General features: G+C 65.2%; 16 protein-coding genes. 12 read left to right on the forward strand and 4 right to left on the reverse strand.

Annotation, left to right across the window (positions count from 1 at the left end; all coding sequences use genetic code 11):
* Window positions 1-310 precede the first annotated feature (310 nt).
* Entirely contained in the window at window positions 311-1,618 is a 1,308-nt protein-coding gene (locus ACYVGK_RS12365; protein WP_460734080.1) for a DEAD/DEAH box helicase, read from the forward strand.
* Between the two features lie 14 nt (window positions 1,619-1,632).
* On the opposite strand, the gene ACYVGK_RS12370 is transcribed toward ACYVGK_RS12365, so the two are convergent.
* Window positions 1,633-2,655, reverse strand: a complete 1,023-nt coding sequence (locus ACYVGK_RS12370; RefSeq protein ID WP_460734082.1) for a diguanylate cyclase domain-containing protein — start codon at window positions 2,653-2,655, stop codon at window positions 1,633-1,635.
* A gap of 167 nt (window positions 2,656-2,822) precedes the next feature.
* Here ACYVGK_RS12370 and ACYVGK_RS12375 point away from each other — a divergent pair, with 167 nt between their 5' ends.
* From ACYVGK_RS12375 to ACYVGK_RS12410, 8 genes are all read left to right on the forward strand, one after another.
* On the forward strand, window positions 2,823-3,191 hold the full coding sequence (locus ACYVGK_RS12375; RefSeq protein WP_460734084.1) for a DUF1428 domain-containing protein: 369 nt from the start codon (window positions 2,823-2,825) through the stop codon (window positions 3,189-3,191).
* Between the two features lie 146 nt (window positions 3,192-3,337).
* The gene (locus ACYVGK_RS12380; protein ID WP_460734086.1) at window positions 3,338-3,760 is read left to right on the forward strand and encodes a YciI family protein; all 423 of its coding nucleotides are present in this window, start codon (window positions 3,338-3,340) and stop codon (window positions 3,758-3,760) included.
* 10 nt (window positions 3,761-3,770) lie between these two features.
* Window positions 3,771-4,184, forward strand: a complete 414-nt coding sequence (locus tag ACYVGK_RS12385; RefSeq protein WP_460734088.1) for a VOC family protein — start codon at window positions 3,771-3,773, stop codon at window positions 4,182-4,184.
* 109 nt (window positions 4,185-4,293) lie between these two features.
* Complete coding sequence (locus ACYVGK_RS12390) at window positions 4,294-5,586, forward strand: RNA polymerase sigma factor (RefSeq protein WP_460734448.1); 1,293 nt, start codon at window positions 4,294-4,296, stop codon at window positions 5,584-5,586.
* A gap of 257 nt (window positions 5,587-5,843) precedes the next feature.
* Window positions 5,844-7,031 (forward strand): hypothetical protein, encoded by a 1,188-nt coding sequence (locus ACYVGK_RS12395; RefSeq protein ID WP_460734090.1) that lies wholly within the window; start codon window positions 5,844-5,846, stop codon window positions 7,029-7,031.
* Window positions 7,032-7,137: 106 nt separating this feature from the next.
* Complete coding sequence (locus tag ACYVGK_RS12400) at window positions 7,138-7,878, forward strand: sulfurtransferase (RefSeq protein ID WP_460734092.1); 741 nt, start codon at window positions 7,138-7,140, stop codon at window positions 7,876-7,878.
* A gap of 73 nt (window positions 7,879-7,951) precedes the next feature.
* Entirely contained in the window at window positions 7,952-8,608 is a 657-nt protein-coding gene (locus ACYVGK_RS12405; RefSeq protein ID WP_460734094.1) for a DUF998 domain-containing protein, read from the forward strand.
* Window positions 8,605-9,438, forward strand: coding sequence for a class I SAM-dependent methyltransferase (locus tag ACYVGK_RS12410; RefSeq protein ID WP_460734096.1), 834 nt, complete (start codon window positions 8,605-8,607; stop codon window positions 9,436-9,438). Before ACYVGK_RS12405 ends, ACYVGK_RS12410 begins: the two co-directional genes overlap by 4 nt.
* A 7-nt stretch (window positions 9,439-9,445) precedes the next feature.
* On the opposite strand, the gene ACYVGK_RS12415 is transcribed toward ACYVGK_RS12410, so the two are convergent.
* Window positions 9,446-10,693, reverse strand: a complete 1,248-nt coding sequence (locus ACYVGK_RS12415; protein ID WP_460734098.1) for a TIGR03862 family flavoprotein — start codon at window positions 10,691-10,693, stop codon at window positions 9,446-9,448.
* Between the two features lie 354 nt (window positions 10,694-11,047).
* Here ACYVGK_RS12415 and ACYVGK_RS12420 point away from each other — a divergent pair, with 354 nt between their 5' ends.
* Both ACYVGK_RS12420 and ACYVGK_RS12425 read left to right on the forward strand, forming a co-directional pair.
* Window positions 11,048-11,824, forward strand: coding sequence for a dimethylarginine dimethylaminohydrolase family protein (locus ACYVGK_RS12420; RefSeq protein WP_460734100.1), 777 nt, complete (start codon window positions 11,048-11,050; stop codon window positions 11,822-11,824).
* A 67-nt stretch (window positions 11,825-11,891) separates the two neighbouring features.
* Window positions 11,892-12,044 carry a hypothetical protein gene (locus ACYVGK_RS12425; RefSeq protein ID WP_460734102.1) on the forward strand — a complete coding sequence of 51 codons (153 nt, stop codon included), beginning with the start codon at window positions 11,892-11,894 and terminating at the stop codon, window positions 12,042-12,044.
* On the opposite strand, the gene ACYVGK_RS12430 is transcribed toward ACYVGK_RS12425, so the two are convergent.
* Both ACYVGK_RS12430 and ACYVGK_RS12435 read right to left on the reverse strand, forming a co-directional pair.
* Window positions 12,045-12,788: a type 1 glutamine amidotransferase gene (locus ACYVGK_RS12430; RefSeq protein ID WP_460734104.1), complete on the reverse strand. Its 744-nt coding sequence runs from the start codon at window positions 12,786-12,788 to the stop codon at window positions 12,045-12,047.
* Window positions 12,789-12,887: 99 nt separating this feature from the next.
* Window positions 12,888-13,802 (reverse strand): helix-turn-helix domain-containing protein, encoded by a 915-nt coding sequence (locus ACYVGK_RS12435; RefSeq protein ID WP_460734106.1) that lies wholly within the window; start codon window positions 13,800-13,802, stop codon window positions 12,888-12,890.
* A 28-nt stretch (window positions 13,803-13,830) separates the two neighbouring features.
* Between ACYVGK_RS12435 and ACYVGK_RS12440 the strand changes: the two genes are divergently transcribed.
* On the forward strand, window positions 13,831-14,238 hold the full coding sequence (locus ACYVGK_RS12440; protein ID WP_460734108.1) for a hypothetical protein: 408 nt from the start codon (window positions 13,831-13,833) through the stop codon (window positions 14,236-14,238).
* Window positions 14,239-14,248 lie beyond the last annotated feature (10 nt).

Genomic DNA, 14,248 nt, shown 5'->3' on the forward strand with positions numbered 1-14,248 from the left:
GAATGCGCCTTAGGGCGCTTCGCGGCGCCGTGGCCGAATCCGTCGCGGGTGGCTAATTTGGCCCAATTCGCGTACAGTTCGCCCCGTTTCGCGCACGGCTGATCCGTTTTCCTAGGTAAGCCCCGCCGCTCCCGGCCTTCAGCCGACCCTTGCGGCCCCAGCTTCTGCTGGCATATCCCGTACGTCTTTCGTCGCGCAGACACGGTCCGGAGCTTCCGGCACCGTTCAATCAGATCACTCGCAAGCGCGGTTCCAAGGAAAGCTTCGAGTTTCGCAACCGGTTCGCCGGCTGCGATCAACGGAGCTTCACATGACTTTTGAATCGCTCGGGCTTGCGCCCGCGCTACTGCGCGCGCTTTCCGAAAACAACTACACCACGCCGACGCCGATCCAGGCCGAGGCCATCCCGCTCGCGCTGGCCGGCCACGACGTGCTCGGCGGCGCGCAGACCGGTACCGGCAAGACCGCTGCTTTCGGCCTGCCGGTGCTGAACCGTCTCGCCAAGCAGACCCCGCCGAACGGCCCACGCAAGCCGCGCGCCCTGATCCTCACGCCGACGCGCGAACTCGCGCTGCAGGTGTGCGACAGCCTGCGTAGCTACGCGAAGCACCTTCGCCTCAACATCACCGCCATCTACGGTGGCGCAGGCATGCAGCCGCAGATCGACCAGTTCCGTCGCGGCGTCGACGTGCTGGTGGCCTGCCCGGGCCGCCTGATCGATCACCTCGAGCGCGGCACGGCCCGTCTCGACAACGTCGAAGTGCTGGTGCTGGACGAAGCCGACCGCATGCTCGACATGGGCTTCCTGCCGGCGATCAAGCGCGTCCTGGGCAAGCTGCCGGCGCAGCGGCAGACGCTGCTGTTCTCGGCGACGTTCGAGGCGCAGATCAAGGCGCTGGCGCTGGAATTCATGCGCAATCCGCGTCAGGTGCAGGTGGCGGCGCAGAACACCATCGCCGAAACCATCACGCATCGTGCGCATCCGGTCGACGCCTCGCGCAAACGTGATCTGCTGACCGAGATCCTGTCGAAGCGCCACACCGAACAGGCGATCGTGTTCAGCAAGACCAAGCACGGCTGCAACCGTCTCGCCGAGCAGCTCGAAGCCTCCGGTCTGAAGGCCGTTGCCATCCACGGCAACAAGAGCCAGGCGCAACGCACCAAGGCGCTGATCCACTTCAAGACCGGCAAGGCCCGGGTGCTGGTCGCGACGGATGTTGCCGCGCGCGGCCTCGACATCCCGAACCTGCCGCTGGTCATCAACTACGACCTGCCGATGGTCGCCGAGGACTACGTGCACCGGATTGGCCGTACCGGTCGCAACGGCGCCAGCGGCGAAGCACTATCGCTGGTTGCACCCGAGGAAGGCGGCCTGCTGCGTCAGGTCCAGAACATGCTCAAGGCTCCTGTCGAGCTGGTGATCATGGAGGGCTTCGCGCCGAGCCGGCCGATCCAGCTCAATGCGCCGCTGCCGAAGCACGGCAACCAGCGCCCGGCGCGTGGCCATCGTCCGCATGGCAAGCCGGCTGCGCGTCATGGGCATGCGCATGCGGGACAGAAGCAGCCTCGCAGCGCCGCTCGTCCCGGCAACTCCGGTGCGAGAAGCAAGGGCGCTTGATTAAGGGCGCTTGATTAGTGAGCGCCGTTCCGGCGCTTGCGTCGCCGGGAGCGCTTCTGGGTGTACATGGCCTGATCGGCCGCCTCCAGTAGCGCTTCCAGCGTACGGCCATCATCGGGATACAGCGCGACCCCAATGCTGATCCGCAACTGGATCGGGCGCCGTTCGAATTCGAACGGCTCATTGATGCAGTCCGCCATGCGTTGGGCCAACGCATCTACGCCATGGCGGTCATCCACCTGCGAGAGGATGACGCCGAATTCGTCGCCGCCGAGTCGCGCGACGGTATCCGCATTGCGCGCACAACTATGGATGCGTGCACCGACCTCGCAGATCGCGGCATCGCCAGCGCGATGGCCCAGCGAGTCGTTGATCGGCTTGAGCCCATCCATATCCAGATTCATTACGCCGAAGGCGTGCTGTGAGCGTTCGGCCATCGCCAGCAAGTTGCGCAGGCGCTCGAAGAACAGCGCGCGGTTCGGCAATTCCGTGAGCGGATCGTGGGTCGCCCGATAGAACAGCTCTCCGCTTTCGTGGCGTGCCGCATGGAACATCGCCGCCGCAACCAGATCGGCCATGAGTCCCAGCACGCGCACGTCTTCGTCGTCGAAGGCGCCGGGATGGTCATCCAGGACCTTGAGGACCCCCACGATCTGCTCGTGATAGCGCAAGGGCACGGTCACCATCGAACGCAGGCCGATGCGGCGGCAGGCCTGGATGTCGACCCGCGGGTCGCTTTCGGAATCGTCGCAGCGCAAGAGGTGGCGCTCTTCGACGCAAAGGCCGGAGAGGCTGTGAGCGCGGGGAATCCGCAGGCCCAGATGTGGATTGGCGATGCCTGCGGTGGCGCGATAGACCATGTCGTCGCCTTCCGCGAGCTCGACGACAGCGCCGATGGCATGTGTCAGTTCCAGAGCGCGTCCGGCGACGAGTGACATCACTCCCGACAGGTCGGATCCGAGGCGCACGATTTCGGTCTGGGTCTCGATGACACCCAGCAGCCTATTAGCCGGCATTACTGCCCGCTTGGCGACCATTTCCGCTCCACGCGGCCCCTGTCCAAAACCATAGTAATGCCGCTGGTGTCCGGGAACGGCGGCCACCCTTTCGGGGGGTCTCGAAACAGTTCTTACACATCAGTGACGGCATAGTCGCCGCCGCTTGGCCCCACTTCGCCCATTCATCACGAACCAGGAGCCTTTCCATGAGCTATGTCGATGGTTTCGTCGTACCCGTTCCGGTCGCCAAACTGGATGCCTACAAGAAGCTGGCGCGCAAGGCCGGCAAGATCTGGCTCGAATACGGGGCGCTGCAATACATGGAGTGCGCTGCGGACGATGTGCAGCCGGGGAAAGTGACGTCGTTCCCGCAGGCAGTGCAGTTGAAAAAGAACGAGGTCGTCGTCTTTTCCTGGATCGTCTATCGGAACCGGCGCGATCGCGACCGCATCAACAAGAAGGTCATGGCCGATCCGCGCCTGGCCGCCATGGCCGATCCGAAGAACCTCCCGTTCGACGGAATGCGCATGTTCTGGGGCGGCTTCAAGCCCATCGTGCAGTACGACGCGGAATAAGGTCGGCAGGCCCGGACGAAAAATTTTCGCCGACCGTGTCGATTCCGGCCGGCTTCGCTCGTCGTCCTTGCAAGAGCGCGGATTGCAGGCCCGAAACCGGACCGGTAGCGGCGCTCTTCCATCCCAACCGAATCGAGGAGAAGAACATGCGTGTCCTGGTAATCGTCAAAGCCAGCAAGGATTCCGAAGCCGGTCTGATGCCGAGCGAACAACTGCTGACCGAAATGGGCAAGTTCAACGAGGAGCTGGTCAAGGCCGGCGTGATGCTGGCCGGCGAAGGCCTGCATCCGTCCTCGCGCGGCAAGCGGGTCGAGTTTTCCGGCGGCAAGCGCACGGTGATCGACGGTCCGTTCAGCGAGACCAAGGAGCTGGTGGCCGGCTTCTGGCTATGGCAGGTGAGTTCGATGGAAGAAGCGCTCGAATGGGCCAAGCGCTGCCCGAATCCGCATCCGGGTCAGGAGTCCGCCATTGAAATCCGTCCGCTGTTCGAAGCCGAGGATTTCGCCGACACGATGACGCCGGAACTGGTCGAGCAGGGCGTCCGCCTGCGCGAACAGCTGCAGCACTGAGGAGACGGACATGCAGATCAATGCCTATCTGGTCTTCAACGGCAACTGCGAGGAAGCGTTCAACTTCTACGCCCGCTGCCTGCGCGGCGACATCGTGGCCCTGCAGCGCTTCGGCGACACGCAGGGCTGTGAGGGCATGCCCGCGGCGCATAAGGACAAGATCATGCATGCGCGACTGCATGCCGGCAGCCAAGTGCTGATGGCTTCGGACAACCATCCCGACCATCCCTACGATGGCGTGAAGGGATGTTCGATCGCGGTGAGTGTCGACAAGGCCGAAGAGGCCGAGCGCATCTTCGGCGAGCTTTCGGAAGGCGGGGCCGTGATCATGCCGATGCAGGAAACCTTCTGGGCGCAACGCTTCGGCATGGTGACCGACAGGTTCGGCGTGCCGTGGATGGTTAACGGCGCAGTGCAGTCTTGAGCCTGCGCGTCAGGGATGGCGCCTTCGTGGCGCCTGTTCCTGCAGTCAGCCGGAAGTGTCCTAAGTCATCGCTTGCGCTGGAATCCCGACGATGGTGTCATCGCCGGATATGGCGGACTCTCCAGACAATCCGGGCACGCAACAACAGATCCGCCGCACCATCGACGCGGTGTGGCGTATGGAATCGGCGAAGCTCATCGCGAGCCTCGCCCGCATGCTGCACGACGTAGGGTTGGCGGAAGAGCTGGCCCAGGATGCGCTGGTCACGGCACTGGAGCAGTGGCCGCAGAGCGGCGTACCCGACAATCCGGGTGCGTGGCTGATGACCACGGCCAAGCATCGCGCCATCGACCGCTTGCGGCGCCATCAGCTGCAACATCGCAAGCATGAGGAGCTCGGTTACGAAATCGAGCTCCACCAGCAGATTCACGAGGAGGACATCCTCGATGCGCTCGACGATCCCATCGGCGACGACATGCTGCGGCTGGTATTTACCGCCTGCCATCCGGTGCTCTCGCAGGAAGCGCGCGTCGCACTGACCCTGCGCCTGCTGGGCGGACTCACCACCGACGAGATCGCGCGTGCCTTCCTGGTGCCCGAGCCGACCATCGCACAGCGCATCGTTCGCGCCAAGCGCACGCTGGCCGAAGCCAACGTGCCGTATGAAGTGCCGCGCGGCGAAGAACTCGTCGAGCGACTGTCGGCGGTGCTGTCGGTGGTCTATCTCATCTTCAACGAAGGCTATTCGGCGACCGCTGGGGAAGACTGGTTGCGTCCCGCACTGTGCGACGACGCGCTGCGCCTGGGGCGCGTGCTCGCCGAACTGATGCCGCAGCAGGCGGAAGTGCACGGCCTGGTCGCCCTGATGGAAATCCAGGCTTCGCGCGCTGGCGCGCGGACCGGTCCCTCCGGTGAGCCGATCCTGCTGCTGGACCAGGATCGCGCGCGCTGGGACCGTTTGCTGATCGGTCGAGGTCTCACGGCCTTGGAGCGCGCAGCAAAGCTGGGCGGACGCCGTGGCATGTATACGCTGCAGGCCGCCATCGCCGCCTGCCACGCACGTGCCCTGCGACCGGAAGACACCGACTGGGCCAGCATCGCCGGCCTGTACGCGGAACTGGCGCGCCTGACCGGCTCGCCCATCGTCGAACTCAACCGCGCGGTCGCGCTAGGCATGCTCTTCGGCCCTGCCGCCGGTCTGGAGCTTGTCGATGCGCTCGCGAACGAGCCGACTCTGGCGCGTTACCACCTGCTGCCGAGCGTGCGTGGCGACCTGTTGTTCAAGCTCGGCCGCATGGATGAGGCGCGCAGCGAGTTCGAACGTGCTGCGGAAATGACGCGCAATGCCCGCGAACGCGCCTTGCTGCTGGAGCGCGCAGCGTCGTGCGTGAAAGGTGCATAGGCCGACGCGTGGCCGCTCCGCCACCTGACGATCATTGGCGGGTCTTCCGATGAATTCGTGCTTCGGGCGAACAGTGTCCGAATCCGGCGAGTAGCGACGATCCGGCTCGCCTAGCGTGGTTCGCGAGGACGCAGCAACGCGCACAAAACCCCACTGCACACCGTTCCGGTCTATCCGGAACCAGGCAGACGCGTCTTCGCGAATCGCGTAGTGCGGATCCCGCGCTGCGCCCATGCACTGATAGGGAGACCGATCACATGAACGTACCGATTTCGCGAGCCCTGCTGACAACTGCGCTGATTGCCGCCAGCGGCGCGGCCTGGGCCCAAGCCAGCTATCGCGTCGAAGAACTTGAATCACCGGCAGGCGCGAGCGCGCGCGGTAGCAGCATCAACAATCTCGGCCTTGTCTCGGGCTACTCGACAGTCGAAGACACTACGCACACGCCCAATGCCTTGCGCCACGCCACAGCGTGGTTCCAGGGACAGACGCTCGATCTGGGCACATTGGGGCATCCCGGCACCAGCAACAGCACCGTCGCCTGGCCGGTGAAGAATCTGAATGGCCGCATCGTCGGGATCAGCCAGACCAACGCGCGCGATCCGAACGACGAACTGTGGAGTTGCTTCTATTTCTTCAGCGGTCCGTACGCGAGCAATGGCAAGACGTGTCGCGGCTTCGTGTGGGAGAAAGGCCATATGCGTCCATTGCCGCCACTGGAGGGCGGCCACCACAGCTTCGCGGCCGGCGCCAACAACGCGGGTGAGGTGATTGGCTGGGCCGAAAACGGCGTGGTCGATCCGAAGTGCGAAGCGCCGCAGAAGTTGCAGTTCCGCCCGGTGATCTGGGGGCCTCGCGAAGACCAGATGCGCGCATTGCCGTTGATCGGCGATGACACGTCCGGCGCCGCCACCGCGATCAACGACAGCGGGCAGGCGGCTGGCATCTCCGGCATCTGCGACATGGCGGTCGGACGTTACTCCGCGGCTCACGCAGTGGTCTGGGATCACGGCCAGGTCATCGAGCTCAAGGGCTTTGCGGCCCCGTACTGGAACACGCCCAACGCCATGAACCAGCGTGGCGACGTGGTGGGTTTCATGGGCACGCCGGGCGATCCGAATGCCGACCGGCGGAAGGCCTTCGTCTGGTTCAAGGGCAGCGAAGCAATCGCCGAGATCCTGCCGTTGCAGGGCGATGTCTATGCCTCCGCGCAGGGCATCAACGAAGCCAGGCAGGTCGTAGGCATGTCATGCAAGGAAGCCGGGGTCGGTTGTCGTGCCTTCCTGTGGGAAGGCGGCGTCACGCAGGACATCAGCCATCAACCCGGCTATTCCGGGACGCTCACCAGCGCCATCGACATCAATGATTTTGGTGCGGTCACGGGACGCGCTGTGGGCGCCACCGGTGCGCGCAAGGCCTTTGTCGCTACGCCCATCAGTCCCTGACAGAGCCTTGGTGAATTGCCGTGGTCTTCGAACCTCAACCCCGCCGCATTCGGGCGGGGTTGATTCTTGCGATGCGGGGATGGGGCTGCCCGGCTAAAATGCGCGGGTGATCCTGAATATCGCCGCCTACCACTTCGTAACCATCGACACCCCGTCGGATCTGGCCGCGCAGCTGCGCGCCCTGGCCGAAGCCGGCGACCTGCGCGGCACCGTGCTGGTCGCGGGGGAGGGCATCAATCTCTTCCTGGCCGGGCCCGAAAGCGCGATCCGGATCTTCGTCGACACGCTGCGCGGCGATGCGCGCTTTGCCGATCTGATCGTCAAGGAAAGCCGCAGCCAGACCCAGCCGTTCGCGAAGCTCAAGGTCAAGCTGAAGCAGGAAATCATCGCCTTCCGCCGCGACAATTCGTCTCCGCTCACCGGCCGCGCACCGATGGTGGCTCCGGAGGAGCTGGCGCGCTGGATAGAGCAAGGGCAGGACGACACCGGCCGACGTCTGGTGCTGCTGGACACGCGAAACCGCGAGGAAGTCGAACACGGCACCTTCAGCGGCGCGCTGACCCTCCCGATCGACAACTTCACCGACCTGCCCGAAGCACTGACGCCGCATCGCAGCGCACTGGCCGATGCCGTGGTGGTGAGTTTCTGCACCGGTGGGATCCGCTGCGAGAAAGCCGCGCTGTGGATGCAGGCCGAAGGCATGGACAACGTGCTGCAGCTCGATGGCGGCATTCTCAATTACTTCGAACGCGTCGGCGGCCACGGCTACGACGGACGCTGCTTCGTGTTCGATGAGCGTGTTGCGCTGGATGCAGAACTGAAGCCGCTGGTCGACCGCGACGCCTGAACGACACATCGTCACGGCCGCGCTACCGGCGTCCATCGCTTGCTGCGGCGTTGATTTTTCCATGGAGGAGCAGATGCCGATTTCCCGTTTCGACACTCGCCGTATTGGCACGCTGTCTTTGGCAGCGGTCGTACTTTTTGCGCTGGTGTGCTTTACCGCGCAGATCGCGCGCACCGATCTCGAATGGTTGCGTGCGCCGTTGAGTCTCTATCTGCTGGGCGACTATGGCTGGGTCGTGAAGTCGGTGTACTTCATGCTTGGGGCCGCCCTCATCCTGCTCGGCCTGGGGTATTACCGGGCGCTCACCACGTCGGCTCGTAGCGGCGCGCCGTTGCTGCTGTTCGTCGTCGCCGGACTCGCGCTGGAGGTGACTGCGCTGGCTGATTCGGCGACGCGGCCCGGCGAGTATTCGCTGGAGGCATGGGTGCACGGTCTCGCGGCCAACACCGCCTTTCTCTGCGTAACGGTGGCGATGATGTTGCAATCCGCGCGCCTGCGCGGTGATGCGGCCTGGCGGCATAGATCGGCTTCGGCATTCGTGCTCGCCGCGATCTGTTTCGTGGCGCTGTGGGTGCATGTACTGTGGCGCGAGGCACCGCGCGGGCTGACTCAGAAGGTCGTGATCGTGCTGATCCTGGGCTGGCTGGCGCGCGCATCCATCTGGTTGCGCCATGGTGGCCAGGTTGAAGAACACGGCGATGTCGCCTTGCCGGTCGGGGAGCTTCCATGAGCAACGATCGCAACCCGCAAGCCGAGCAGATGGGCGACGAGTCGATGGCGCGCAATCTTGCGCATCAGGCGCAGGCCATCTGGCCGCAGGAGCAGGCGCTGTTCGACCGCTACGGGCTCGCGGGAGCCATCCGCATTCTGGATCTGGGCTGCGGCACCGGCGAGATCACGCGCCGACTGGCCGCGCGCTATCCCGAGGCCATGCTGACCGGCATCGATATCCTCGAAGGCAATCTGGCGCTGGCCCGCCGCGACAGCGCTTCATTCGGCGAGCGTGTCCATTACGAACAGGGCGATGCCTTTGCGCTGCAGTACGCGGACGCCAGCTTCGACCTGATCGTGTGCCGCCACATGTCGCAGGCGGTGCCGGATTTTCCGCTGGTGCTGGCGGAAATCACCCGTGTGCTGAAGTCGGGTGGCTGGCTGCACCTGCTGTCTGAGGACTACGGGATGCTGCACATGCCCGTGATCGAACGCGATGGCCGCACGTTTGACCCCGACCGCTTCTGGAACGAGAACGCGGTCGCGTTCATGCGCAGCATCGGTTGCGACGGCCGCATCGGCCGGCATTCTCCGGCGTTGCTGGAGCAGGCGGGATATCAGCGGATCGCGCTGGATTTCATCACTGTGGACACCCTGCGTGTCGAACGCACTACCTTCGCCGGCATCATGCACGCCTGGCGCGATGGCTATTCGCAGGTGTTAGCGGGAGCATCGGGACGCAGCGCGGCCGAAGTGACCGCCGACTTCGACACGATGATCATGGCCATCGAAACACCGCCGTACTACGTGGTGTGGCATGTGCCCGTAGCTTCGGGGCAGAAGCCGTAGTCTGGCGTTATCGCACCTGCGAAGTGAGCCAATTCACCGCACCACGTCCTGCCAGCAAACCGCTGGCGAAGCACCCGGTGAGCAGGTAGCCCCCAGTTGGCGCTTCCCAATCCAGCATCTCGCCGGCGCAGAACACGCCGGGCATCGACTTCACCATCAACGCATCGTCCAGCGCTTCCAGGCGCACGCCGCCGGCACTGCTGATCGCTTCCGCGATCGGGCGGGCGCGCTGCAGCGTGAGCGGTAGTCGCTTGATGGACTGGGCCACCGCGGCTGCGTCGTCCAGCTGATCTTTCGAAAGCACCTCGCGCAGCAATGCCGCTTTCACTCCGGCAATGCCGGTCTGACGGCGCAGGTACTCGCTGAAGCTGCGGCCAGCACGCGGCTTCGCCAGATCCTGCTGCAGGCGGACAAGATCGCGGCCGGGCGCCAGATCCAGTTCCAGTGTTGCCCGGCCATCGCGCGCGATGGTGTCGCGCAGTGTCGCCGACAGCGCATAGATCAGGCTGCCTTCGATGCCGGTGGCGGTGACCACGCATTCGCCCTGCAGGACGTGTTCGCCGCCTGCGAGGTCGCGCCAGTGTGCGATCACCGGTTTGAGCGGCGAACCGGCGAAGCGCTCGCTGAGATGCGCGCTCCACGCGATATCGAATCCACAGTTGGACGGTTGCAATGGTGCGACGTCGATGCCGCGCTGCTGCAGCGGCAGTACCCATGCGCCATCGGAACCGAGTTCCGGCCAGCTGCCGCCGCCGAGCGCGAGCACCGTGGCCGGCGCCGAGACTTCCAGTTCACCCTCCGGTGTCTTGAAGCGCAGCATGCCGGTGTCATTCCAGCCCAGCCAGCGATGCTGCACGTGGAAGCGCACGCCCTGATCGCGAAGCCGGCGCACCCAGCCGCGCAGCAAGGGCGCCGCCTTGCGATCCATCGGGAACACGCGGCCAGATGTGCCGATGTAGGTTTCCACGCCGAATCCTCGCGCCCATTCGCGCAATGCATCCGCGTCGAACGCATCCAGCCAGCGCCCGATCTCCGCTTGCCGCGCGCCGTAGCGCAGATCGAAGTCGGGGCGTGGCTCGCCGTGGGTGAGATTCAGGCCGCCCTTTCCGGCGATCAGGAACTTGCGTCCGACCGAGCCCTTGGCTTCGTACAGGTCGACTTCCACGCCGGCAGCGCGCGCGATCTCGGCCGCCATCAAGCCGGCGGGGCCGCCCCCGATGATGGCCAGGCTGGGAGTAGGGGCTGTGGACGACATGCGGGGGGCCTAGAGGGGCGCACATTATGCCGCGCCGCGAGAACCCGTCCGTGGCGAAAAATACAAACGCGCCGCAGCGCGTGGGAAACCGCGCCGCGAGAAGCCAATCGCCGCGAAGAAGTCAAACGTGCCGCAGCGCGTGGGAAACCGCGCCGCGAGAAGCCATCCGCCGCGAAGAAGTCAAACGCGCCGCAGCGCGTGGGAAACCGCGCCGCGAGAAAGTCATTCGCCGCGAAGAAGTCAAACGCGCCGCCGCGCGTGGGAAACCCGAAGCGCGCAGCCCGGAACACTTCGGCAGGCGGACAGTGCCGCCCCCAGATGCTAAAACAGCGCAACCCAAGCAACAGGCCCGCCATGCGCATCGCCATCACCCGCGAAGTCAGCCCCAGCCTCGCCGCCTGCGAGCTCACTCACGTCGCCCGCACCCCGATCGATATCGCCCGCGCCGATGCACAGCACCGGACCTACCAGCGCGTGCTGTCCTCGCTGGACTGTCGGGTGCTGGTGCTGGAAGCCGAGCCGTCCATGCCGGATTCGGTATTCGTGGAAGACGTGGCGATCGTCCTCGACGAAATCGCGGTGATGACCCGCCCCGGTGCCGAATCGCGTCGGAGCGAAGGCGGCAGTGTCGCCGAAGTCCTGGGCCGCTACCGCTCGCTGCGATCGATCGAAGCGCCCGGCACCATCGATGGCGGCGACGTCCTGCGCGTGGGGCGCACGCTCTTTGTCGGCCAGTCCTCGCGCAGCAATGCAGAAGGTGTGGCCCAGTTGCAGGCGGTGGTCGGCGAGTTCGGTTACCGCGTGCAGTCCGTGCCGATCCGTGACTGCCTGCATCTCAAATCAGCGGTGACCGCCTTGCGCGACGACACCTTGCTGCTGCAGCCGCTGTGGACGGATGCGGCGTCGTTCCCCGGGTTCCGGATCATCGAAGTCGACCCCGAGGAGGAGCATGCGGCCAACATCCTGCGCATCGGCGATACGGCGGTGATGCCGGCGTGCTTCCCGCGCACGACGCAGCGGCTGCGTGATGCCGGCTTCGATGTGGTGACGGTGGATGTGTCGGAGCTGCAGAAGGCGGAGGGCGCGACTACGTGCTGCAGCCTGGTGTTCAACGAAGCCACGACGGCCTGAGGCCCGGAACGACACGCTCACTGCCCGCGCGATAAGCTCGGATCATTCGACTTCGCTGGAGACATTCATGAGCTGGATCGGGATCATCCTGGTGCTCATCGGCCTCTACCTTGCCTTCAAGGTGGCAGGCTTCTTCCTCAAGCTGCTGATGTGGGGGCTGGTGATCCTGGGGATCTACTGGTTCGCCGCGCCGTACCTCGGACTGCCGCAGCTCTTCTGATCAGCGCGACGGCAGCGTATGGCGCCGTTGCGGCCGACCAATGAGGTCGAGGAAGTTGTTGAACACCGCATCCGCCTGGCGTTGCATGGCCGCGACGTGTTCGCGGGTTTGCGCACGGATCGTGGCCTCGTCGGTATGGCCGAGCGAGGCCAGTTCCTCGCGATAGGCGGGATTGGCCAGCCAGCGTTCGATCAGCGGCTCGTCCATTTCCAGATGAAACTGGAAGCCGTAGGCGTTGTCGCCGTAGCGGAAGGCCTGCGATTCGCACGTCTCGGTACGCGCCAGATGCACCGCACCTTGCGGCACTTCGAAGCGGTAGCTGTGCCACTGGAACACCGGCGTGTCTTCGCCCAGCGGGGCCAGCACGGGATCGCGACGCCCGGCTTCGGTCGCCTGCAGTCGGTACCAGCCGATTTCCGGCGCCGTGTGGCGCTGTACCGGCGCACCCAGCACGTGCGCCAGAAGTTGTGCGCCCAGGCAGATTCCCAGCACCGGCTTGTCTTGCGCCAGCATGCGTTCGATCGCGCGCAGCTCGGTGCGCAGGTGCTGGCGGTGCACCTGGTCTTCGACATTCATTGGGCCGCCGAGCACGATCAGGCCGCGATAGCGATCGACGTTGGGTTCCGCGTTCGGTTGCCGCTCGAAGTTGGCGAAACGGATGCGGTGGCCGCGCGCGCGGACCAGGGGATCCAGCGTGCCCAGAGGTTCGGCGGCGACGTGTTGGAAGACGAGAAGGCGGGACATGGGTCAGCAGGAGGGGCGTAGCCCAGCCACTTTGCCAAATCGCGCGCCGGTATCCATAACCACGCGTCCGGCCGACATGCCCGGCTGGAATGAGCGCGCTCAACGCGCGGGTTCGGGTTCCCAGCGGCCGTCGGGCCAATCCTGTGAGGCCAGCACCGTCTGCAGCAGCTGTGCGGTGGCCTCGTCGGCGGGGAAGAACGACTCGATCGCCAGCTCGGACAAGGTCGCGTCCATCGGTGTGCCGAACATCGTCGTGGTGCTGATGAAGGACATCAACCCCAGCGGCGTCTGCAGCTGCATCGGGACGACCATGCTGTTCGTGCCCGACATCGGCACGTCGGGCGCTTCGGGGCCGGGATAGCCGGACAGCTCGTCATGCAAGGCATGCAGCACCGGATCGCCGCTGGCGTCTGCCTGATGGCGCAGCCGATGCAGCAGATGCGCGCGCCATTCGCCCAGGTTGGCGATGCGCGGTGCCAGCCCCTGTGGATGCAGGCTCAGGCGCAGCACGTTGAGCGGCGGTTCCAGCAGGAACGCCGCCGAAGTGCCGCTGTGCAACGGCCCCAGTGCGCGATTGCGGGCCAGCAGGTTCCAGTGGCGATCCACCGCAATGGCGGGATAGGGCTCGTGGCCGTGTAGGACCAGTTCGACCGCCTTGCGCGCGTGTGCCAGCGCAGGATCGTCCTTTATGCGGCGTTCGGCGTAGATCGGCGCCAGTCCGGCGGCCGTCATCAGCACGTTGCGTTCGCGCAGCGGCACTTCGAGGCGATCGGCGAGGCGCAGCAGCATCATGCGGCTGGGTAGCGAGCGTCCGGTTTCGATGAAGCTCAGATGACGCGTCGAGGTTTCGGCCAGATCGGCCAAATGCAGCTGCGTGAGGCCACGGCGCTGACGCCAGTCGCGAATCAGGTCGCCTACGGGTCGGATCGCATTCATGCGAAGACGATAACCCGTCACGTGCGCGGGGACATTACGTCGGAAGTAATCGACGCAGGCGCCGCGTGGCGGTTCCATGTTCCCGTCCATCAACGAGGAGCACGCCATGAACACCTTGGTACAACCGCGTCAGAACCAATCCCTGTTACGCCGCGCCTTTACGCTCGATGCGATTGCGACGGGTGGATTGGGTTTGGGGCTCGCCATTGCCGCGGAACCCTTGCAGCCCTGGCTGGGACTGCCGGTGGGGTTGCTGCGCGAAGCCGGCTTCATCTGCGTCGCCTTCGCCGCGATCCTGGCGTATGCGTTGACACGGCCATTGCTGACCCAGTGGATGGCACGTTTCGCCATCGGCGTTAATGCGGTCTGGATATTGGCGAGTTTCGGATTGCTGTTGAGCGGCTGGGGGCAGCCCACTACGCTCGGCGTGACGTTCGTGATCGCACAGGTGCTCGCGGTCGTGGTGTTCGCGGAATTGCAGTATCTGGGTATGAAGCGCGCGCAGCGCGCCTGAGGTCAGCGAA

It is taken from the genome of Lysobacter tyrosinilyticus, assembly GCF_054779815.1.